The following is a 21427-nucleotide window of genomic DNA, read 5'->3' as shown; positions in this document are numbered from 1 at the left end:
TCTGATGTCTAATTTCTATTTTTTTGAAGTCCAGGCTCCTTCAAGGCCCGGGTCCTATGCCAGTGAAAGACCACCCGACAAAAATCGGCGAGTAAATTCCTTGATCTGCTCTTTGCTCAAAGGATCGTGAATCTTGTTCCAATCCGACGTCAACGCGATGTAAAGCTTTAAGAGGACAAATGAGACAACCTTCGGATCAAGACCGTTAATCTCCCCTCGCCCCGCCGCGCGATCCACTTGCTTTTCCAAATAGCCCAGAATCGCATGTTCAATCTTCTCCAGCCCCTCCCGGGCCTGCGGTGTCCCAAAATCACGGACTTCCTGAAACAGTTTGATCAACAGCTCATGCTCGGCTCTGTATTCAAGCAGCGAATCCATACTTTGATACAGGTTTTCGAAAAAAGGTCTGTCTTCCCGGACTTCCCGTTCCGCAATCCGCTTCATATCCAGGATGACCGAGCGGAGAATCTCGTCAAAGAGCTCCTCCTTGTTAGTGAAAAATGTGTAGATCGTCCCCTTGGCAACATTAGCGATCTTCGCCACGTGGTCCATCGTCGTTGCCTTATATCCGAACAACGCGAAGGATTTCTCCGCTGCCTCGATGACTTGTTTGCGGCGATCTACCACAGCCATTTCGAGCACCTCCTTTTACGTCAAATGCCTTGCTCTCAAGAAAATGACTAAAATTCAATTTCGGTCATTTGGTCAATCAACACTTTATCACGTCTAATTCCACTTTGCAAGATGTTTTTTCAGGAAATTTCAAAGTGACTTACATCATACTTCAATAGAAGGACGCCCCGACTAAAGTCCAGCTTCAGACCAGTCCGCAGGCTCTTTTTTCCAAGCCGTAAAAAAAATAAACTGAAGTTACGAGTGAAATAATCTCTTCGCAATTTCAGATTATGAAAAGGGTGATCTTATGCCGTTCAAAAGAGTGCTGATCTTATCGGAAGGGTTTGGCAGCGGCCATACCCAGGCGGCTCATGCGCTTGCGGCCGGATTGCAGAAAGTGGATCCGCATATACAGGCCAAGGTGCTGGAGCTCGGTTCGGTACTGAATCCTACGCTTGCCCCCTGGATTCTATCCGCTTACCGGATCACAGTAACGACTAGCCCTGCGCTTGTTGGCCTGTTTTATCGCAAAAAATACGAAAAGCCGGTCGGACGGCTTACCCGGCTGGCGCTCCATAAATTGTTTTATAATCATGCCGCCGGGGTGATCGGACAGATGGAGCCGGACTTGATTATTTGTACGCACCCGATTCCCGGCGCCATAATATCGAGGCTGAAGGCTTCAGGGCTGGATGTTCCTCTGTATACGCTGATTACGGATTATGATGCCCATGGATCATGGATCAGTCCGGAAGTTGACCGCTATTTTGTCTCAACTCCCGAAGTCCGGAGCCTGCTGATCCAACGCGGTGTAAAACCGGCCGCCATTCAGGTTTCCGGCATTCCCGTTCATCCCGAATTCTGGATCCGGCAGGACAAAGCTTCCGTAAGGCGCGAGCTTGGACTCAAAAATATCCCGACCGTACTCATTATGGGCGGCGGTTGGGGCATTCTGAAAGATGAGTTAATCGAAAGATTATCTCAATGGAAAAAGAATGTCCAAATTGTCTGCTGCATGGGCAGCAACGAGAAGCTGGTAGCTAAACTGCGTAATCATCCCGGGCTTCAGCACTCCAATATCAGGGTGCTTGCCTACACCCGTGAAATCAGCAAATGGATGGACGCCTCTGATCTGCTAATTACCAAACCCGGTGGTATGACTTGTACGGAAGGGTTGGCCAAGGGTATACCTATGCTGTTCTATGAATGCATTCCCGGCCAGGAGGATAAGAACCGCGATTATTTTATAAAAATAGGTTGCGGAAATGAACTGACCTCCACAGAAATTTTGGATTTCTGGTTCGCCAAAATAAGCAGTGACCGCACAGCTTACACCGGCAGTTATACCGAGCTCCGTCGAAGTCCGGACACTTCCTTTTACCGGCCTGACCTTTGCGCCAGAAATATCGCCGATCTGCTGGAAGACCCCGCGGAATCCTCGCTTGCTCTGGAACTGAGCAGACAGGCGGTAGGCCAAGCGGTAAATTATCATGACTATTTATAAAAAGTATGATTTCCGATTACTTTCGCTTTATCCTTTGTCCGGGCAATCGTGAGATCTTTAGCCAGTTTCAGCGACAAGAAATAATAGGTATCGTCCGATACCTCTCTTCGTCCGTTCAATGCTTCATTCACGGCATGAATCGTGTCCTCATTCGGGCTAACTCTCTTTAATCTTCCGTTCCGAACAGGGCTGAATTGAGATTTTTGATATATAACTTCCTTTATGGTATCGGGATAATTAGCGGACCGCAGCCGGTTTAAGACAACGTTGGCGACTGCCACCTTGCCTTCGTACGGTTCGCCCTCTGCTTCCGCCATAACGATTTTTTGGAGGAGAAGCAGTTCTTCCTCGCCCAAAGCGTAGCTCCATGTAGCGTCTTCCTTATCTTCATGGTTTAGCAGCTTTGTGCGCGTGAAGAATAATTGGTCGGGGGGATGGTTCTTGTCCGGGGGAGCAGGCTCCGTTATTTTTGGCTCAAGCGCCTGTTTGCGCAGCCAAATCTGCTCTGCCAGCAGTTCATTATGCTCCGAGCGGCTTATGCCGAAATCAGTTTGCTGGATTTTTATTTCAAGAGTCGTTAAATTCGGGAGGATCGGCTTGCCAAGCCTCTCTCCCTGGATCGATATCGCATGATGCTGCTGCAACGGAGGTGCGGAGATGATAAGTTTTGTTTCTGGATTCACAGGCATTGCAGAAAGATTGCGGTTCCCTGTTCTCTCCTTCCCCAAGTTTTGCTGAAGCAGACAAATCGCACCAAGACTAACCAAAATGGCTCCTATTAGGAGCGCGACGTAACGGCTTTGCCGAAAAATATACATAATAGACCTCCTACCCGACATTTCTCTCTAGTAAATGGCTCTTCTTTCCGAAGAACTTTACGCATGATGATATATTCTTTCATCTATGTAACCGAAAAAAAGACGTTTGAATAACAAAAAAATGTTTTTTTCAACAAAATAAGCCTTCCGAAGGACGGAAGACTCAAGATTATTACTATGATAAAAGTGAAATTCTACCCACTTCTTCATACATAGGCGATTTATTCATCCGAGTTCGGTAAACGACGATGGCGTCTGCGGTCCAGCTTCCGAATTCGGGAGGAGATCCGGTTCCGGATAATTGCTCCGGCGAGAGGCGGCGATCTTCAGCATATTTTCGCGCCAGAGTGATATGCGGGCTATAAGGACGGTCCTCCGGGATAAAGCCCAGTTTCCGGTTGCCCTCCGCCACGGCGCTCTGCAGCGCCTTAAGATGTTCCATGTCCCCTTCCACCCCTGCCCAAAGGACTCGGGGGTTCGAAGCACGTCCAAAAAAACCTACTTCCCTGGCATTTAATTCAAATGCTTTTTGGCCCTCCGTAATGCTTTCCAGGTTTGCTTGAAGGTCATTGATCCGGGTCGGCGATATATCTCCGAGAAATTGGACGGTAATATGATAGTCCGAAGGATGAACCCATTTCGAGAAGGCCAGATCGCTTTTGCGCGGTTCGGTCCAAGCAGATATTGCCTCCTTTATTGATTTAGGAAGAGGTACCGCAATGAAAACCCTCCAGGAATCGATAATTTTTGACACAAACATCGCCTCACTTGTCACAATTTATATGAAAATTCACTATTTTGTCACACTTTGAATGATTAAGCTAATAAATTCTCAAAACATTACTACTATATAATGTGATTTAGACTTCACACCTTGTACAACAGCAACCTATTATGATTGGGGAATGAGTATGGGATTCGCTAGAAAAATAACTGCCGGCATTATCGGGGTGCTCCTGCTTGTGAGCGCACTCATCGGCTTCTTCAGCTACCAGACGGCCTACAGACAAGTGGAAGAGTCTGTCGGAATCGAAACGGTAGGCTGTGCCAACATCACGACTGGCCTTGTGGATCCTGGAATCATCGAACGACTCGCTAAAGGGGATACTTCCGATCTTGGAGCCCTGGAGGAACGTTTAAACTGGACCGTAAACCACAAATCGCTCTTCAAGGAAGTGTTTATTCTTTCTTTGGACGGTAAAATCCTGGCCGCGGATCAAAATTTGAAACAGCGCGGATATAAAGCCGGAGACGATTTTTACTTCAGCGAAGATGATCGCGATATGATTATGCACAGCAAGCATTCCGTTTATACAAAAATCTACACCTATGATGGCGTTGGGCTTCTCACAGGCTACGGTCCGATTTATAAAGACCATGACCCGACCAAAGAAATCATCGGCCTGATGGCGATTAACTTCGATGCCTCCATCATCCATGAGCGGGTCTGGGATATCATTGCCCTGCCTTTTATCATTGGAGGAGCAGTGTTCCTGCTGGCTATCGTCGCCGTCTATCTGTTTATTCACCGGATGATACGTCCGATCGAGCAATTATCGAAACAGGTCAACCTGGTCGCCCAAGGCAACTTGACCGTAGAGCCCCTGTCTATCTCCAGCAAAGATGAAGTGGGAACCTTATCTCGGGATTTTGGCAACATGACGGTACAGTTACGCCAGTTGATTACCGAGGTTAATGAAACATCCATGCAGGTCGCCTCCTCTTCCCAGGAACTGTCGGCCAGTGCCGAGGAAACCGGAAAGGCCAGCGAGCAAACGGTATACATAATTCAAGAGCTGGCTGAAGGCGCGGAGAAACAGCTGCAAAATCTGGAGCAAAGCTCTGCAGCCCTTCAGGAAATGTCCGCTTTTATCAGCCAGATCGTAAATACGGCCGACCATGTATCCGAGGAAGCCCGAATTTCCGCTGAAGCCGCCAAGGATGGTGGAACCTCCATTCAGCTTGGCGTTAAGCAAATGAATACAATTGAAGACAAGATCGTAAGTCTCTCCTCCAACATAGGACAACTAAGCAGTCATTCGAGGGAAATTCAGAATATTCTCGACATCATAACAGAGATTGCCGCAGAAACAAACCTGCTTGCGATCAATGCCGCCATCGAGGCCGCCCGGGCCGGCGAGCATGGCAGCGGCTTTGCGGTCGTCGCTTCCTCCGTCCGGAAGCTCGCCGAGCGGTCCGCGGACTCGGCCAAACAGATCGCCTCACTCATTAACTTTATTATTAAACAAATGGAAGCGACCGCGGATACCATGGAAGAGGCAACTCTTGAAGTGAAGCTTGGGACCGAGCTTGTCGTAAACGCAGGGAACTCCTTCCTTGAAATTCAACAATCGACCAAGAATTCCGCCGAAGCCGTTGAAAATGTCAGCGAAACGGTTCGTCAATTGTCCGTGAACTCCAAAGTGCTGGTGGAAGCAATGGAGCAGCTTGTAAACGTGGCTAACGGAACTGTCGACGGAACCCAGACCATGTCCGCGGCTTCCGAGGAACAACTTGCCGCCATGCAGGAAGTCGATGCTTCCGCTACCTTCCTCTCCGATCTATCGGAAAGGCTGCACACTTTGATCGACCGCTTTAAAGTCTAATACGCGGCACTGATCGCAAAACGCCCCTCATCCTAAGGATGAGGGGCGTTTCAATTATAATTTAACGCTGCAGCCTCAGCGCCGCATTCTCTACCGAACGCTTTTCCGCTAGATTATTTCCGCTGACGTGCTCTTGCTTCGCCGCCCTTGCGACCAGCCTCTTCACGGCTCATCTTGCCGTTATTGCCATCTGAATCGCTGCGCGCTTCGCCGCCTTTTTGTCCGATCTCCTGATAAAAATCCTTATCGTGCGAGCGTGAAGTAGCCTCCCCGCCCTTTTGGCCAATCTCTTGATAGAAGTCTTTATCATGATTGCGGGAAGTGGCTTCCCCACCCTTTTTACCGATCTCCTGATAAAAATCCTTATCGTGGTTTTTGGCCGTTGCCTCTCCGCCCATACGACCAGCTTCCTCACGGCTCATTTTCCCATCTCGGTTGTTGTTTGCCATTTGAAATCTCTCCTTATCGTTTGTTTGGATGGTACCGTTCATCGGTACGCTATTGTATTACCCCCCCTTCAGAAAACAAAACAACTATTCCTATCGACATACCAGGCAAGCAAGCACATTTCTAACCAAACGTATCCAACCAATTGAGAGCTTCAATTTGCGTAAACTTTTTCCGGCATTTTACTAATGATGCAATTAACCAACCGTAGTATGTTTCTCGCTCGTCGTATGGCTGTGAGTGAAGTAGTCTGGCAAATGCGGCTCGTAGAACAAGTAAATTAGAAATTTGCGGCATATAGGGACAATAGTATGATTCCATGCAATGTGAAGCCAGATCCATCTCCAGTGTTGTTACTCTAACGGACACCAGGGACGTTATTCCCTCAAATTTGGCTCCTTTCACAATCTAACGGACACCAGAGCCCTTAAATGGGGCTTCGCCGTCAGATTTCGGGCGATTTTCGTGAGTTAGCGTCTTCTGTGTCCGTTAGAATTTCAAACTTACCTTTTTGCACGGTTTAACGGCTCCTATGTCCGTTAAAAGTCGGCTCAACACCTAGTAGGTTCTCTAACGGACACCAGGGACGTTATTCCCTCAAATTTGGCTCCTTTCACAATCTAACGGACACCAGAGCCCTTAAATGGGGCTTCGCCATCAGATTTCGGGCGATTTTCGTGAGTTAGCGTCTTCTGTGTCCGTTAGAATCTCAAAGTTACTTTTTTGTTCGGTTTAAGGTCTTCTATGTCCGTTAAAAGTCGGCTCAACACTTGTAGGTTCTCTAACGGACACCAGGGACGTTATTCCCTCAAATTTGGTCCTTTCTAAATCTAACGGACACCAGAGCTCTTAAATACGGCTTCGCCATCAGATTTTGGGCGATTTTCGTGAGTTAGCGTCTTCTGTGTCCGTTAGAATTTCAAACTTACCTTTTTGCAAGGTTTAACGGCTCCTATGTCCGTTAAAAGTCGGCTCAACACTTGTAGGTTCTCTAACGGACACCAGGAACGTTATTCCCTCAAATTTGGCTCCTTTCTAAATCTAACGGACACCAGTGCCCTTATATGGGGCTTCGCCATCAGATTTTGGGCGATTTTCGTGAGTTAGCGTCTTCTGTGTCCGTTAGAATTTCAAAGTTACTTTTTTGTTCGGTTTAAGGGCTACTATGTCCGTTAAAAGTTGGACGAGCTCTTTTGCGAGTTCTTTGCGAGCACTTTGCAAGTTATTTCGAGTTCGAGTTCTTTGCGAGTCCTTTTAGGTAGTTCTGGTGAGTTCACAACGAGTTTCTTTCACGTCAACCTGTAGTCCGCGACGCCTTTACGCCCACCTTGGTTTCCGCCTCTTGCCCATCTGCTACCGCAGTTGATATTTGCGATAGCGCTGGCTGCCCTCTCCTGCGACGCGCAAAATTTGCAACTCAACCATACGGTGCAAAATCCGGCGAGCTTGGCGAGGTGAAAGTCGAAGGTGGAGTGCGAGTTCGGACGGGGAAAAAGGACGCAGCAAGCGGCGCGCAAAACGCATCGTTTCCGCTTCCGCCCACCCCATCTCGGCCGATACCGACACATCGGTCGAAAGAAATTTACCGACGAAGGAGAGGATGAGCTGCTGGCATTGTTTCGGTTCCTCTTTGATGGATAGGTAGGCGATAGGCAGAAACACCCATCCATCGAGGGCCAGCATGCTGTGTCGCATGCATAGATCCTTAAACCGTCTGACATCAAGGTCTCTCGCGTGGGGTCCGTACCCTTGGATTTCAATCCCGCCTTTTGCACCGCCCGGCATATAAGCAAGGTCCAGATACCGGTAACCATTGTTGAAATCGCGTACTTCCCATTCAGGATACAAGTAATTAAAATTACCCACCGCAGGATACCAAACTGAGCGTAAAAACTCGACCGTCCCATGCCCCAATCCTTTCTCAAGCAGTTCGCGTCGCCTAGGATTCTCCTCCTCCTTCAGATTCAAAGAGATCCATTCTTCATACTTTTGATCGAACATGATTCCACCGCCTCTCGAAAATAAAAAAAGCCGTTCCATGACATCGCCCGCAATAGGCAAATGCAATGAAACGGCGTGTTCTTCACTCCGTCAATTCCTAACCATAGTGTACACGGATGCAAGTGCGACTGGCAAGGAGGTTTTTGCGCAAATGATCACTGGAATCACATTTTCCATTTAACTCAAATCTCCTATAAATAATCTAAAACACAAAAAAAACAAGCCCCACCAATGGCGGGGCCTGCTCGATTATAGCTAAACCAACAGTGGATAATTATTTGCCCAAATAGGCGTTCAACATCCAGTTATGCTTCTCAAGCGAAGACAAGATCCCCAACAAGAGGTCGCTAGTAGCTTCGTCTTGTGCTTCTTCGGCAGCTTCCATGCCTTGCTTCAATTCGCCTTGCAGTGTCGTAAAGTCCGCAACGATTGCAGCGACCATAGCTTCTGGTGCTTCACCGCCGGCAGCTTCGGACAAGGAAGCGACGGACAGGGAATCGCGAAGGGTTGCTACCGGTTTTCCGCCGATGGCCAGCAAACGTTCCGCAAGCTCGTCAATATTGGCGGCAGCTTCATTGTACAGCTCTTCAAATTTTTCATGCAGAGTAAAGAAGTTTGGACCTTTCACAAACCAGTGGAAATTGTGCAGCTTCGTATACAGGACAGTCCAGTTCGCAATTTGCAGGTTCAGTTGCTTTTCCAGAGCCAGTTCGTTTTGGGTCAAGTTTTGATTTGTCATTTCAATTCCCTCCAATTAAAATATAATGTTAAAGTAGAGATAGCAGCACTAGAAAGATACTTTAAATTTAGACTAATTCTAAATCCTGTTATAATCATACCACCATACCGTACATAGTGCAACGTTTAAAACATGAACATCCCGTGAAGATCGCCTTCCGGTCTTTTCGTTCCGATTTCTTTTTAGAAGTTTGCGTAAAAAGATAGCTGTTTATTCGCCTGCACTTACCTGCGCAAGAATTACATCCTCAAATTCATTAAGAAACATAAGAAAAACGTCTATCGACGCACTTTCATGGAAGCCAGACCGCGTTTGGCGGAAGTTTTTCTTGCGATATCAGGCAGCTAATGCTCCGAAGTTTATACTTTCTGATATCTAAAAAATAAGGAACCTGGCAAAAATCGCCGGTTCCTTATTATGATTTATCCACGAATATGCAATTTCAACTGCTCCAGATTGCGTTCCAGTTGGCGGATGCCATCCTCCACAATCCGGCGGTCGACCGAGTTTTCCGTATCGATCTGCGGCTTGCGGGCGGCCAGAGACTTTTTCTCTTCCTCCCAGTAAGCCTGGCGGCGCTGGATTTCTTTATATTTGTCCAGCAGGTCCGTAATAATATCGTAAAAACGTTCGTAATCCATAATCACGTCATCAAGGAAACGGTCGACTTCTTCTTTTTCGTAGCCCCGCATCTTAACGTCGAAATCCTTTTCGTGAATAGCGAGCGCATCCAGCTTGATGCCCAACTGCCGGAACAGTCCTTTCTGGTCCTCCAGCTTGCGCGAGTATTCATCTTGCATGAGTATCCCTCCATACCCTAAAGCTTACATTTTTTCATTATTAATACCCTATATAATGTATCATAATTAAATCGGATTTTCGACGCAATGACTGCGCAGAGTAAACCTACATTCCCCATGATATAATACAAAAAGCGAAATTATACCAAAGCGGCAGTTGAAAAGAGGTTATCATCTTGGCACAAGAACATAACAAACCTGCAAAATCCACCTGGCTAACCAGCCCGTGGGTGATACTCGCCAATGTTTCTCTCGGCACCTTTATGTCGACCTTGGACGGAAGCATCGCCAATGTGGCGTTGCCCACGATCGCCGGGGAACTCAGCGCCCCCATTCATGTCGTCCAGTGGGTACTTACCGCGTATTTGCTAACGATATGCGCAACTTTACCGATCATGGGCAAAATTTCGGATATGTTTGGCCGCAGCAGAATTTACAATTACGGCTTTCTGATCTTCGCCATCGGTTCGGCCCTTTGCGGAATATCCGGCTCACTCGGCCTTTTGATCGGCTCCCGGATACTCCAAGCGCTGGGAGCCGCGTGCCTCATGTCCAACAGCCAGGCGATTATCGCCGAGGTGTTCTCCAGCAAAGGACGCGGGCGAGCTATGGGGATCACCGGAACCATGGTATCGCTTGGCTCGTTGACCGGACCGGGGATCGGCGGCATTCTGGTCGAGCATCTGGGCTGGACGTCGATTTTCTGGATTAACGTCCCTATCGGGATCTTCGGATTTATCGCGGGCTGGTTTATTCTGCCCAAGGACCGCAACCGCAAGGAACAGCAGCCGTTCGATTACACGGGCTCCACGCTCTTCATGATCGGCATGGTGGCGTTTCTATACGTCATTTCGGGCGGACAAGACTGGGGCTGGCTCTCCCCTACCGTTTGGATTGGCGGAGGGTTATCCCTTGTGGTGCTGATCTTGTTCTACTTATGGGAAAAAAGAACCCGCTACCCGATGCTCGATTTCAGTCTTTACCGGATTCCGGCCTTTGCGATCGGGAATATTACGGCGCTCCTTTCCTTCGTCGCTCTGTTCTTTACTAATGTGTTGATGCCGTTCTATATGCATGACGTTCTCGGGTTCTCTCCGGCCAAAACCGGATACACGATGATGGTCTACCCGCTAGTCATGGCCGTTGTCGCTCCCATCTCCGGTTGGCTGTCCGACAAGATCGGCTCGTACTCCCTGACTACCGCCGGGCTCATTGTCAACGCACTCGCCTTCGGACTGCTGAACACGCTGTCGACGAATGAGAGCGCATGGATGGTAGGGCTGCATCTTGGACTATTCGGACTGGGCGGCGGCTTGTTCCAATCCCCGAACAACTCCAGCATTATGGGTTCGGTGTCCCGGGACAAGCTGGGAACCGCCGGAGGATTGAATGCGTTGGTGCGAAATATTGGCATGGTGCTCGGCACTTCCCTGTCCATATCGATTTACTCTTCACGTCTCAGCTATTTGAGGCCTTTGTCATCCGGAGAGCCCGAAGCCGCGCTGCATGCGCTGCATACTGTTTTTTGGACGGCGATGGGCATTTGTCTGCTGGCCCTGCTCGTTTCCGTTCAACGGATGCGGGTTAAGCCCCGGCAAGCGAAACCGGGCCATTCGTGATTTAATTGTTCGACAGAATTCATGTTTCTTTTTATAATAAGACTTAGCAAGTAAAGTAAAAATGGCCTTGGTGGTGACTACAATCTTATATATCTATTCTTTTTTGCTCTCGTTTCTCATTGTCTATTTTCTGATTCCCCCGTTGGGAAGACTGGCGTTCCGGCTTGATTTCGTGGATAAGCCCAGAGAGGATGTCGAACGAAAAATCCATCGCAATCCGATCCCGCTGACAGCCAGCTATGCGATCTTTGCAGGATTTTTTATCTCGTACCTCCTGTTTACACGGGATTTCTCGATGCAGACAGGCGCTCTGTTCCTGGGCGGTATTCTGCTGCTTGTGATCGGAACCGTCGATGACTGGTTCAAAACCAAAGGCAAAGACTTCCCTGCCCTACCGAAGCTGATCGTACAAGTATCAGCTGCCGTGCTGGTGTTCGCCTCTGGAATTTCTTTCAGCGGCTTCGTCAATCCGTTCAGCGGGGACTATGTACTTTTGCCGGTATGGCTGCAGTTTATATTGACGATTCTCTGGATTTTCGGCGTAACGACCGTTATTAATTTTTCGGACGGACTGGATGGATTGGCTGGCGGCTTGTCCGCGATTTCGGCCGTAACCTTGTTTGTGGTCGCTTTGACTAAGGGTCAGACCACATCCGCGATGCTATCCATTACGCTTATCGGTGTGACGCTTGCCTATCTCAGGTATAATAAACCGCCGGCAAAAGTATTTATGGGCGATGCAGGAGCGACGTTCCTCGGATTCATGCTTGCCGTGATCGCACTGGACGGAGCTTTCAAACAGGCGACCGTACTCTCCCTGTTTATTCCCGTGCTGGCGTTGGGGGTTCCGATTTTTGACAACCTGTTCGTTGTCATCAAACGTTTCCTGCAGGGCAAAGCCATTTATCAGGCCGATGCCAGCCAGGTTCACTACCGGCTGCTGCGCGCCGGCTTAAACCATAAGCAGGCCGTAATGTTCCTGTACCTCATCAGCACCTGTCTCGGACTGTCCTCAATCATCCTGCTGCTTATACAAGGGTGATCTCGGGCTCTCTTATAGTAAACTTGCAAATTCTATAATAAAGATACATTAGACACACAAAAAGGGCGCCCACCGGGCGCCCTTCATTTTTGTGCAAACAGCTTCTCCCCGCATTAACAGGGATTATTTATGTTAGGATTTATTGGTCTCTTGTACGGCGGTTTGGATCTCCTTCGGTTTCTCATCGTCAAAGTCCCCGCGAGCGCCTTTCTTAAACTCCTTCAGCATCGTCCCGAAGCTGCGTCCCAATTCAGGCAGTTTGCTCGGACCGAACAATAACAGTGCGGCGATAACCAATAACAGCAGATGTGTGGGCCGCAACAAATTTTCAAGCACTTATATCACCTCTTTAGGCTATCTTTTTTAAAATTATACTACTTTATTCGGAAGAAAGGAAAACTATTTATAAGGATTCGCTAAATTTCTCCACATTCCTGAATTGTCTTCGGACTGGAAGAAACCAAAACCGACTTCTGGGCATATGCTGTGGCATCAATGTTGCAAAGGAGCGAGCATCATGAACATGATCAGCCTTTGGGCTGTCGTTGCCATCGGTTTGGCCTCCAACCTGGATAATGCAGGGGTCGGCATCGCCTACGGTGTCCGAAAAATCCATATTCCGTGGTATTCCAACCTTGCGATCGCGCTCATTTCATTTATCGCTACGCTATTGTCGGGATTGTTCGGTAACATGATCGCCTTGTGGGTTCATCCTTGGGTCGGTCAATGGATCGGTACGATTGTGATTGTGGCTGTCGGAGTGTGGGTGCTTCTTCAACCCTTTGTGGAAAAGAAACCGGTCGTTGCTACGGAGGACGATCCACCGATTCTGACCCGCCTGCTCCGCAATCCGGAGGAAGCGGACAAAGACAGCTCCAAGAGTCTCAGCCTCGGAGAATCACTGCTGCTCGGCATCGCACTTGCGATGAACGCGCTGGCGGGCGGATTTAATGCGGGCATTACCCATTTAAATGTATTTTACACCTCTCTGTCGGTCGGTGTGTTCAGCTTTCTGCTTCTGGCCCTGTGCGCAGGTTTCGGTGAAAAATACGCCGCCGAAAAGCTAGGCAACCGGGCTACCGTCATTTCCGGCCTGCTGCTTATCATCATCGGTCTGCATCAAATTTTATAAACGTCAACCGTCTTCCTTAATGCCCCTTCCATTTGTGAAAGGGGCTATGTTGGGTTTATCGAAGAAAATTTATTCTAAAAAAACTTCAACGACCAATTGACAAAATTAAAACTAATTAATACTATTAGACTTATCGGAATTAACTGACTGACGAGTCAATTAGGAAAGTAGGTGCCATGGTTGAAATCAGCGAACACCCCTGATCCGGAGCGAAAGCAACAATTGAAAGACATCGCGCTGGAATGGTTTGCCCGCAAAGGTTACCACAACACCAAAATTTCGGATATCGTAAAAACTGCCGGCGTCTCGCAGGGAACCTTCTACTGGTATTTTGAGAGTAAGGAAAAGATGACGCTTGAATTGATCCGCAGCGGTAAGGACAAATTAGTCGAAACGATTGCGACGGGTTATCGCAAAGAGCCTGGCACGGTCGAAGACATGGACGTGTCCACGCGCAAGCTGCTGACGGAGCTGTTCAGGTTCGCGGAGAGCGAACGGCATTTGATGGTACTACTGCTCATTAAGGGCCAAGGCGCCGATCCTGCCGTCCAGGAAGCCGTCTCGCAAACCTGGCAGGCTTTTGGACAAGCCTTTCGAACCAATATCGAAAGAGCGTCCGAGCTTGGAATGCTTCCCGATTCTCCGGGAGTGGAGCTTCGAACCCTGCTTCTCTCTTCCCTGATTGAAGGTACGATCTCCAAATGGTTGTTCGGGCCGGAGCATGACGTCGATTACGTCCCGGTCTATACGGCGGAGCAAATGGCCCATGCGGCCGCGCGTTTTGAATTTTACGGTTTGATCGGCGAACCTGGCTGATAAGAAACCTCACTCACAAACAACATTTTAATAAATAAGGAGAGAACCACACTATGAAATCCAGAAAGAGAAAATCCCTATTTTTCATGACTCTGATTGCTGCGCTAACCCTTGTTTTGTCCGCTTGCGGCAACAACGCCGGGAATAACGCCTCCCAAACACCTCCGGCCGGCAACGATCAAGCACAAAACGAAAGTAACGCATCCGGCGGCAAGCTGCTGGAGCAGATTAAAAGCAAAGGCAAAATTACCATCGGTTTGATGGGCACGTACGCGCCTTATAATTTCGTCAATGAAAACAATGAGGTCGACGGATACGATGCCGACTTGTCCAAGGAAATTGCCAAACGGATCGGTGTCGAGGCGAACTTTGTGACCGGTGAATTTTCCGGATTGATCGAAGGTCTGCAAAAAGGAAAATACGACGCTCTCATCAGCCAAGTCACAATCACCGAGGATCGCAAGAAATCGATTGATTTCTCCGAGCCTTATGTAAAAAATGATGTAAGCATCATCGTAAAAGACAATAACGACAGCATTCAATCGGTTGAAGATTTTAAAGGGAAAAAGGTCGGCGTGGCGCTCGGAACGAATGACGAAGCTTATCTGCGCGACGAAGTGCTCCCTAAGGTCGGCGATTTTGAAATCGTGACTTACAACGACAATTTGAATGCGCTGATGGACCTCAACAACGGCCGGATCGACGCAACGATCAATAACGTGTTCGCTCTGAAGCCGCTCATTGAGAGCAATAACCTGAAATTGAAAACCGTAGGCGAGCCTTTGAAATCCGATTTTGCCGGCGTTGCTATGCCGAAGAATAACCCTGATCTGCAAGAAGCCGTCAACAAGGCGCTTCAGGAAATTAAAGATGACGGTACGCTTAAAACGTTGTACAACAAATGGTTTGACGTAGATCCTAACTTTTAAACTATATAAATAGTTCATCCTGCTCTGGGGAGGTAACCCGATGAAACTCGTGCTCGATAATCTTGAATATTTGCTGACCGGCGCCTATTACACGCTGCAGATTACCTTGGTGTCCATGTTCTTCGGACTGATCATCGGATTAGTGGTAGCCGTCGCCCGATTAAAAGGGAATGCCGTGATCCGGAACATCGCCCGGGTGTACGTGTCGATTATCCGCGGCACGCCGTTAATGGTGCAAATTTTCATTGTCTATTTCGGTCTCCCCGACTGGGGCATACATCTTAGTCCTATGATGTCGGCTTACCTTTCGATGAGCATCAATATCGGCGCCTACCTCTCCGAGACGTTTAGAGCCACTATCATGTCCGTCGATCACGGACAGACTGAAGCCGCTCAATCTCTAGGAATGACCCCTTGGCAGACGATGCGTTTTGTAGTGTTGCCTCAAGCGGCACGGATCGCGATTCCTCCGCTTGGGAACTCATTTATCGGGATGCTCAAAGAAACTTCCCTGGTATCTGTCGTTACTGTCGTTGAGTTGTTCCGCGCGGCCCAAATCCTGGTGTCCAGGTATTACGTGGCAATGCCTTTCTTTCTGGCCATCGGCTTGATGTACTGGATCATGAGCACGGGCCTGTCGATCATCTTGAACCGCATCGAAAAACGATTGTCCAAAGCCTACGAGATTTAATAATTGAATGATTGTATTGGCGACCCTACCAAGGAGCTGAAACCGTATGAACCTTAAAGAAGAACATTTGCTGGACGTGGCCTCAAGAGCCAAAGAAATGCTGGAACAGGAAGGATTGGACGCTCTTGTCGCCTCCAGCGCCGAAAATGTCTACTATCTGTCCGGCCAGCCCAGCATGTTTATGTATACCTTCCGGATGACCGAGGCGGCTTTTGCCATCGTGTTCCGTGATCCGGGCCGAAAATCCATATTGCTCATGAGCGAATTCGAAGCCTCGGGACTGCCGGACCGCATCCCGGGCTTTGACATTCTTACCTACCCGCAATGGATTGACCTGGATGATCCCTTCGGCATGAGAAGGGATCTGTTCCGCGGCGAGCGTCCGGCTGCTCCTGGGCCGGACGCCGCGCTTTCGGCGCTGGCCGAGGCACTCGGCGCCAGCGGCCTTGCGGCCGGCGCAGCCGTCGCCGCCGAGCTGGGCGGCATGCGCGGCGGGACGCGCGCGCTGCTCGCCGATCGGCTTCCGCAGCTGCGCTGGGCGGAAGCCGCCCCGCTGTTTACGCGGCTTCGCGCGCGTAAAACCGGCTTCGAAATCGCGCAGCTGCGGGAAAGCTGCGCGATTTCGGAAGAAGCGATCGGCGCTGCCGTGCAGGCCGTCGCCGCAGGCGTTACCGCGGCCGAGCTCGCGGCCGCGTTCCGGATCGCGGTGACGCGCCGCCGCTTCGGCTTCAGCGAGCGCTTCACCACGATCTCCGTCGGCCCGCAATTCGCGCCGGCGTCGGTCTACGCGCCGCACCGTGCGGCTCCCGGCGACATCATCAAGTTTGATGTCGGCGCCGACGTGCAGGGCTACGGCGCGGACATCGCCCGCACGTTCTCGCTAGGCGAGCCGGGCGATGCTGCGAAGCGCGCCTATGCGGCGCTGCGGCCGGGCCACGACCGCATGCTGGAGCTCGCCGGCCCCGGGGTGCCGATGGCCGCGGTGTTCGCCGAGGGCATGGAGATCATCCGCCGCTCCGGCTTGCCGGACTACAACCGGGGCCACCTCGGCCATAGCATCGGCCTGGCTCTCGCCACCGAGGAGGCGCCGTTCTTCAGCGCCGCCGAAACCACCGTGCTCGAGCCAGGCATGGTTGTCTGCATCGAAACGCCTTATTATGGCTACGGCGTCGGTGCAGTCATGGTCGAGGACATGCTGCTGATCACTGAGAACGGGAACGAACGGCTGAACAAACTGACCCGGGATCTGGTTGTTTTATAATCGGGATCCCTAGTCATCTCGCATATAAGAAATTACAAAATGACGGTGACGTGGAGATGATCAATCTCCACGTCACCGTCATTTTCATTTCAATCTATTGCTGAATCTCCCTAAGGACTTCATATCTACAAATGCGGATGATCATCGTTTCAATCCGACTTGTTCCTCGCTCCATTCCCACAGCCTGCGGGCGGAATCCGGGTTCTCACCCCTTGCGGTAAGCGGCCTGGCTTGCTTCTTATAGAAATATTGTCCCGTGACTCCCTTTACTTCAGGAGAACTCGCCAGATATATCGCCGTTTCCGCCCCCTGCTCCGCCGTCAGGAAAAACGGGCGCAATAAGCCGACCAGCGATTTGCCGAACCCGGTATTCCGGTCAACTCCGATATTGGTGGCGACCGCTCCGGGATGCAGACAATTCGCCGTTACCCGGGTTCCTTCCAGTCTTCGGGCCAACTCCTTCGTAAACAGAATATTGGCCAGCTTCGATTGCGCATAGCCCTTCGCGACATTAAAGCCCCGTGCCAGCGACGGATCCTCATGAATTTTGCCGATTTTGTAAGCGCCTGAGGACACATTGACGATTCGTCCTTCTTCGGCGCGCTTTAGCGAATCCAGCAGCAGATTGGTGAGAAGAAAATGACCCAGATGATTGACTCCCAACATGGACTCAAAGCCGTCCTTCGTCAGTTCCCGTTTCAAGGATACTACACCCGCATTATTCAACAGTACATCAATCGCGCCGTATCGTTCCGTCACTTCCCCGGCAAACTTCGCTATGCTATCCAGGGAGCCCAAATCGCACAGCATCAACTCCAGCCGGTCTGATCCGCTTTCCCGGACGGCTGCTTCCCACGCCTTTCGGCCCCGTTCCGGACTTCTGCAAGCCATCACAACATGCGCACCCCTCCGTGCCAATTCTATGGTGGAGGCCAGCCCCATCCCCGAATTTGCCCCTGTGATGATTACCGTCTTTCCTTGCATCCCGTTACCCCCTTGTACAGTTATCTGCCGGTCAGTCGGCTATACTATACATTTCTATGAATTCAGTATAATCCCTCTTGAGACCCGGGCTTTAGGTTTTATCGGGTTCCATGTTATTCTATAATGGAATCTATATAATCATGACGTAGTTCAAAGATAGTATGAAAGGAGGCATGTCTTTGAAGTGGCTGACACCCTACGAACAGGAACTTAGTCTCGCTTTTGCCGAAGCGGAATCCATTCTGAGAGAGCTTCCCGAACCGTTCCGGAAACCGGCACTGGATTATCTCGATAAATTCCATGCCCTGAAGGACAACCGTTCCAAAAACTACATATGTTATCTGCTGCCATTCTGGCTCCAGCCGCTGGCCGGCATAGAAACGGAAATCACCCGCCGCTTTGCGGTCGCCAACATTTTCGGAATGATGTACTACCATCTGATCGATGCCTGCATGGATGAACCGGACAAGCTTATGCCCGGTCAACTCCCGCTGGCCGAATTGATTCATCTGGAATTCGTAAAACTGTACAGCAGCTGTTTTTCGGAAAATCCTCTCTTTTGGTCCTATTATAAAAAGTACGTAAACCAATGGGCCGAGGCCGTATCCAGTGAGACGGGTTCGGATTTCTATCATGAGAATCCCGTTAGAATGGGCCATAAGGCAGCCCAGGTAAAGCTGTCGATTGCCGGAATCATGTCTATTGCGGGCCGGGAAGCAGAGATTCCCCGCTTGGAGCAGGCTGTAGATACCGTTCTGGTGACGCTGCAACTGTTGGACGATTGGCAGGACTGGGAGAAGGACCTCGCCGAGGGAAGCTACAACTCTCTGGTTTCGATCGTCCAGACTGACTTGCAGATCCCGGGGGAGCGCAGGCCCGAACCGGAGGAAATCAGGCAGGCCATTACGATTCATGGCACGCTTAATCAACTGTCGGAACATGCCCGGCGCAATCACGAGGAGTTGGCCGCTATTCGGGACCTTGCACCCGATCTTTATGAATTTCATGATTTTCTGCGGAATAACCTTGAAGAAGGAGCCCGGGAGATCGAAGCGAAAGTAATTTTATTGCAAGGTGGCGGTCTTGGGTACTGGCTATCCAAGAATATCTAGTATTCCTAGATTTCCTACAAGATTCATGGTATACTAGAAAGGAAAATATAACCATTTTATTGAGAAAGGGTGATTTTATGACATCAGGGGCTCTCCTTCAAACACAAGTTATTGAAAAAGCATGGCAAGATCCAAGTTTTAAGGCTAAATTACTCGCCGATCCAAAAGCAGCAATCCAGGAGGCACTAGGTGTAATTCTCCCGGATCACATTAAAGTAAAGACAGTAGAAGAGAATTCCGATGAATTCTACCTCGTACTGCCTCCTAGTCCAGCTAATGTAATTAAGTCCGAAGTTAAACCAAACGCAGTTTGGGGATCTTAAACTACCCTAGTTAATTCATAACCAGGAGTAGCGGCGAAGGGCAAGGCTCCGGTTTCTTACGCATTTTTCACTGCGGGAAACCGGACCACAACCTCCGTCCCTACTCCTTTTTCACTTTTAAAATGAATTTTGCCGTTCATGACTTCGATAATCCGGAACGTCACCATGAGCCCCAATCCGGTCCCCTTGGTCTTATTCGAGAAGTAAGGCTCTCCCAGCCGGGCCAGCACCTCTTCATCCATCCCTTCGCCGGTATCCTTAATATGAATGCATACTTCCCCGTTCTCTTCATACGCCCACACATGAATCTCCCCTTCGCCGTGCAGGGATTCGATGCTGTTTTTAATGATATTGATAAAAGCCTGCTTGAACTTCGAGGAATTCCCTTTAATATGCAGATCCTGAGGGATGTGCACAGAAATTTTGCCGCCCTGAAGATTGGCCATTGGAATCAGAATGCCTTCGATATGAATGAACTCGTTCAGTACGTTCAGCGTGGTCACTTTACCGACTTCCGGCTTGGCAAACGTGAGGAAATCCGTAATAATCGCAGACGCCCGATCCAGCTCTTCCAGCGCCATGCTGAGGTAAACCTTGTCCGTGGAATTTTGCTTGGCCACAAGCAATTGCAGGAAGCCCCGGGTTACTTGAAGCGGATTGCGCACTTCATGCGCTACGGATGCCGCCAGTTCGCTGATGATCTCCATTTTCTCGGAACGCTGGAGCTCATTGTTAAACAACTCCAATTGCTTGGAGTACTCCACTACCTGCTCATGATTACGGGCAAATCTCTTGCCGAGAATAATTATTAAGGCAATCAGAAAACATACTACGCCCCATTTCCAAAGAAATAGATCATAGTATTCCGATTTTAAATAGAACCAGAGCAATTCCCCTAACCCCAAAACGGCAAAAACAGCAAAACCGATCGTAAAGATGATCGCTTCTTGATTTCCCCGAATTGTATAAATCGTCGCGATAGAAACCAATAAAATAAACTGAATGATCATAAACAAACCGATCAGCGTACCGGAAGCAAGTCTGTAGTATTCATAAAATTGATTATTGCTCAACAAATTGATCGCCATTAAAAGTATGCAGAACAGGGAATAGCCGACCTGAAATTTCCGGAATTTAGTAATGATAGATTTGTAGCCCCTGCCGAATATGCTTTCAAAAAAGCTCGTAAATGAAGGAAGCAGTACGAAGAGCGACAAATCGAACAATAGAACATACACGTTTCCATATTTACCAAAAAGCGAATACAGGAACGAAGAGTATGTAATAACTATGGTTCCGCTGGACAAGATCACCATACATAACGAAAACCAACTGGACATGTTTTCATTTTTCAGGAACAGGGAACAAATCAGCATCACGACGGCGATGAAAATCAGGGCGCTGCCGATAATAAAATCCGTCATGTTGTTCTTGATAAAAGTATTTTGCAGTTCTTTAAAGTCCCCTGCCAGTACATTGCTCTGCAATCCGATCCGGGTCCCCGACTTGATCCCGATATAAATGGACTCCCCTTCTGAGGAGTGGTCCATAGGCAGCAAAATTGTATTTATTCCGTAATTGTACATTCGGTCAGACTCATATATCATCCCATTCTGGGATTTAATCACTACGTGAAGCCCGTATATTTTTTCAAATAAGAGCGCTGGAGAACCGGATGGAATAGTTGGTATATCGATCTTCACCCATTGTCCCTCCGCCCCTTCCGGGCGCTTAGGAGCAGGATCATTCGCTTTAACGTTCTCCCAACTTTGCATCGCTTCCAGTTGATTTATGTTTATTTCAGGATTAAATTCATCGGTCCATACAACTTGCCAATCGTTAATCGATTGCTCGTCCGCGCTTTTTCGCTCGGGACTTTCCATTAAAAATGCACAAGTCGCTACAACACTAAGTACAATCAAGATGGCAAACGCTTTAAAAAAAGCCTTCATTCCAGCACCCCTGCCAATAATTTAAGAGCTAATCTA

Annotated in this window: 21 protein-coding genes; 11 read left to right on the top strand and 10 right to left on the bottom strand. The window is 49.1% G+C overall.

Features of this window, described 5'->3' with window-relative positions:
• Positions 1-54: 54 nt before the first annotated feature.
• Positions 55-633, bottom strand: coding sequence for a TetR/AcrR family transcriptional regulator (locus tag KB559_RS10165; RefSeq protein ID WP_211021631.1), 579 nt, complete (start codon positions 631-633; stop codon positions 55-57).
• A gap of 289 nt (positions 634-922) precedes the next feature.
• Between KB559_RS10165 and KB559_RS10160 the strand changes: the two genes are divergently transcribed.
• Complete coding sequence (locus KB559_RS10160) at positions 923-2119, top strand: MGDG synthase family glycosyltransferase (protein WP_211021630.1); 1197 nt, start codon at positions 923-925, stop codon at positions 2117-2119.
• On the opposite strand, the gene KB559_RS10155 is transcribed toward KB559_RS10160, so the two are convergent.
• Together KB559_RS10155 and thpR are read right to left on the bottom strand one after the other, a co-directional pair.
• A complete protein-coding gene (locus KB559_RS10155) occupies positions 2110-2937 on the bottom strand; it encodes a cell wall hydrolase (protein WP_211021629.1) in 828 nt (275 codons plus the stop codon). The genes KB559_RS10160 and KB559_RS10155 overlap by 10 nt on opposite strands.
• Positions 2938-3112: 175 nt before the next feature.
• A complete protein-coding gene (gene thpR, locus KB559_RS10150; protein WP_211021628.1) occupies positions 3113-3691 on the bottom strand; it encodes an RNA 2',3'-cyclic phosphodiesterase in 579 nt (192 codons plus the stop codon).
• Positions 3692-3848: 157 nt separating this feature from the next.
• Here thpR and KB559_RS10145 point away from each other — a divergent pair, with 157 nt between their 5' ends.
• The gene (locus tag KB559_RS10145; RefSeq protein ID WP_211021627.1) at positions 3849-5543 is read left to right on the top strand and encodes a methyl-accepting chemotaxis protein; all 1695 of its coding nucleotides are present in this window, start codon (positions 3849-3851) and stop codon (positions 5541-5543) included.
• A 113-nt stretch (positions 5544-5656) separates the two neighbouring features.
• Here the strand turns inward: KB559_RS10145 and KB559_RS10140 are convergent, their stop codons facing one another.
• The 4 genes from KB559_RS10140 to KB559_RS10125 all read right to left on the bottom strand — a co-directional run bounded on the left by KB559_RS10140 (position 5657) and on the right by KB559_RS10125 (position 9530).
• Positions 5657-5992: a KGG domain-containing protein gene (locus tag KB559_RS10140; protein ID WP_211021626.1), complete on the bottom strand. Its 336-nt coding sequence runs from the start codon at positions 5990-5992 to the stop codon at positions 5657-5659.
• A 1351-nt stretch (positions 5993-7343) separates the two neighbouring features.
• Positions 7344-7991 (bottom strand): transcriptional regulator, encoded by a 648-nt coding sequence (locus KB559_RS10135; protein ID WP_211021625.1) that lies wholly within the window; start codon positions 7989-7991, stop codon positions 7344-7346.
• 274 nt (positions 7992-8265) lie between these two features.
• On the bottom strand, positions 8266-8730 hold the full coding sequence (locus tag KB559_RS10130) for a Dps family protein (RefSeq protein ID WP_211021624.1): 465 nt from the start codon (positions 8728-8730) through the stop codon (positions 8266-8268).
• A 422-nt stretch (positions 8731-9152) separates the two neighbouring features.
• Positions 9153-9530 carry a DivIVA domain-containing protein gene (locus KB559_RS10125; RefSeq protein WP_211021623.1) on the bottom strand — a complete coding sequence of 126 codons (378 nt, stop codon included), beginning with the start codon at positions 9528-9530 and terminating at the stop codon, positions 9153-9155.
• Between the two features lie 176 nt (positions 9531-9706).
• On the opposite strand from KB559_RS10125, the gene KB559_RS10120 reads away from it, so the two are divergent.
• Together KB559_RS10120 and KB559_RS10115 are read left to right on the top strand one after the other, a co-directional pair.
• A complete protein-coding gene (locus tag KB559_RS10120) occupies positions 9707-11149 on the top strand; it encodes an MFS transporter (RefSeq protein WP_247681727.1) in 1443 nt (480 codons plus the stop codon).
• 61 nt (positions 11150-11210) lie between these two features.
• Positions 11211-12191 carry an MraY family glycosyltransferase gene (locus tag KB559_RS10115; protein ID WP_211021622.1) on the top strand — a complete coding sequence of 327 codons (981 nt, stop codon included), beginning with the start codon at positions 11211-11213 and terminating at the stop codon, positions 12189-12191.
• Positions 12192-12323: 132 nt separating this feature from the next.
• On the opposite strand, the gene tatA is transcribed toward KB559_RS10115, so the two are convergent.
• Complete coding sequence (gene tatA, locus KB559_RS10110) at positions 12324-12527, bottom strand: twin-arginine translocase TatA/TatE family subunit (protein WP_211021621.1); 204 nt, start codon at positions 12525-12527, stop codon at positions 12324-12326.
• Between the two features lie 145 nt (positions 12528-12672).
• Between tatA and ytaF the strand changes: the two genes are divergently transcribed.
• The 5 genes from ytaF (at position 12673) to KB559_RS10085 (ending at position 17020) form a co-directional block, all read left to right on the top strand.
• Positions 12673-13323 (top strand): sporulation membrane protein YtaF, encoded by a 651-nt coding sequence (ytaF, locus tag KB559_RS10105; RefSeq protein WP_211021620.1) that lies wholly within the window; start codon positions 12673-12675, stop codon positions 13321-13323.
• Positions 13324-13503: 180 nt separating this feature from the next.
• Complete coding sequence (locus KB559_RS10100; RefSeq protein ID WP_211021619.1) at positions 13504-14139, top strand: TetR/AcrR family transcriptional regulator; 636 nt, start codon at positions 13504-13506, stop codon at positions 14137-14139.
• A 53-nt stretch (positions 14140-14192) separates the two neighbouring features.
• A complete protein-coding gene (locus KB559_RS10095; RefSeq protein WP_211021618.1) occupies positions 14193-15068 on the top strand; it encodes a substrate-binding periplasmic protein in 876 nt (291 codons plus the stop codon).
• Between the two features lie 40 nt (positions 15069-15108).
• Complete coding sequence (locus KB559_RS10090) at positions 15109-15759, top strand: amino acid ABC transporter permease (protein WP_211021617.1); 651 nt, start codon at positions 15109-15111, stop codon at positions 15757-15759.
• A 46-nt stretch (positions 15760-15805) separates the two neighbouring features.
• A complete protein-coding gene (locus KB559_RS10085) occupies positions 15806-17020 on the top strand; it encodes a M24 family metallopeptidase (protein ID WP_211021616.1) in 1215 nt (404 codons plus the stop codon).
• Between the two features lie 141 nt (positions 17021-17161).
• Here KB559_RS10085 and KB559_RS10080 read toward each other — a convergent pair whose 3' ends face one another.
• Complete coding sequence (locus tag KB559_RS10080; RefSeq protein WP_211021615.1) at positions 17162-18004, bottom strand: SDR family oxidoreductase; 843 nt, start codon at positions 18002-18004, stop codon at positions 17162-17164.
• A gap of 173 nt (positions 18005-18177) precedes the next feature.
• On the opposite strand from KB559_RS10080, the gene KB559_RS10075 reads away from it, so the two are divergent.
• The gene (locus tag KB559_RS10075) at positions 18178-19116 is read left to right on the top strand and encodes a hypothetical protein (RefSeq protein ID WP_247681726.1); all 939 of its coding nucleotides are present in this window, start codon (positions 18178-18180) and stop codon (positions 19114-19116) included.
• A 77-nt stretch (positions 19117-19193) separates the two neighbouring features.
• The gene (locus KB559_RS10070) at positions 19194-19439 is read left to right on the top strand and encodes an NHLP leader peptide family RiPP precursor (RefSeq protein ID WP_211022159.1); all 246 of its coding nucleotides are present in this window, start codon (positions 19194-19196) and stop codon (positions 19437-19439) included.
• 56 nt (positions 19440-19495) lie between these two features.
• Here the strand turns inward: KB559_RS10070 and KB559_RS10065 are convergent, their stop codons facing one another.
• Positions 19496-21391: a sensor histidine kinase gene (locus tag KB559_RS10065; protein ID WP_211021613.1), complete on the bottom strand. Its 1896-nt coding sequence runs from the start codon at positions 21389-21391 to the stop codon at positions 19496-19498.
• Positions 21392-21427 lie beyond the last annotated feature (36 nt).

This window comes from Paenibacillus sp. Marseille-P2973 (genome assembly GCF_018101095.1).
GTDB classification, from domain to species: Bacteria; Bacillota; Bacilli; order Paenibacillales; family Paenibacillaceae; genus Fontibacillus; species Fontibacillus vini.
Note: the sequence above shows the minus strand (reverse complement) of the source record. Positions and strands in the feature narration are given on the sequence as shown.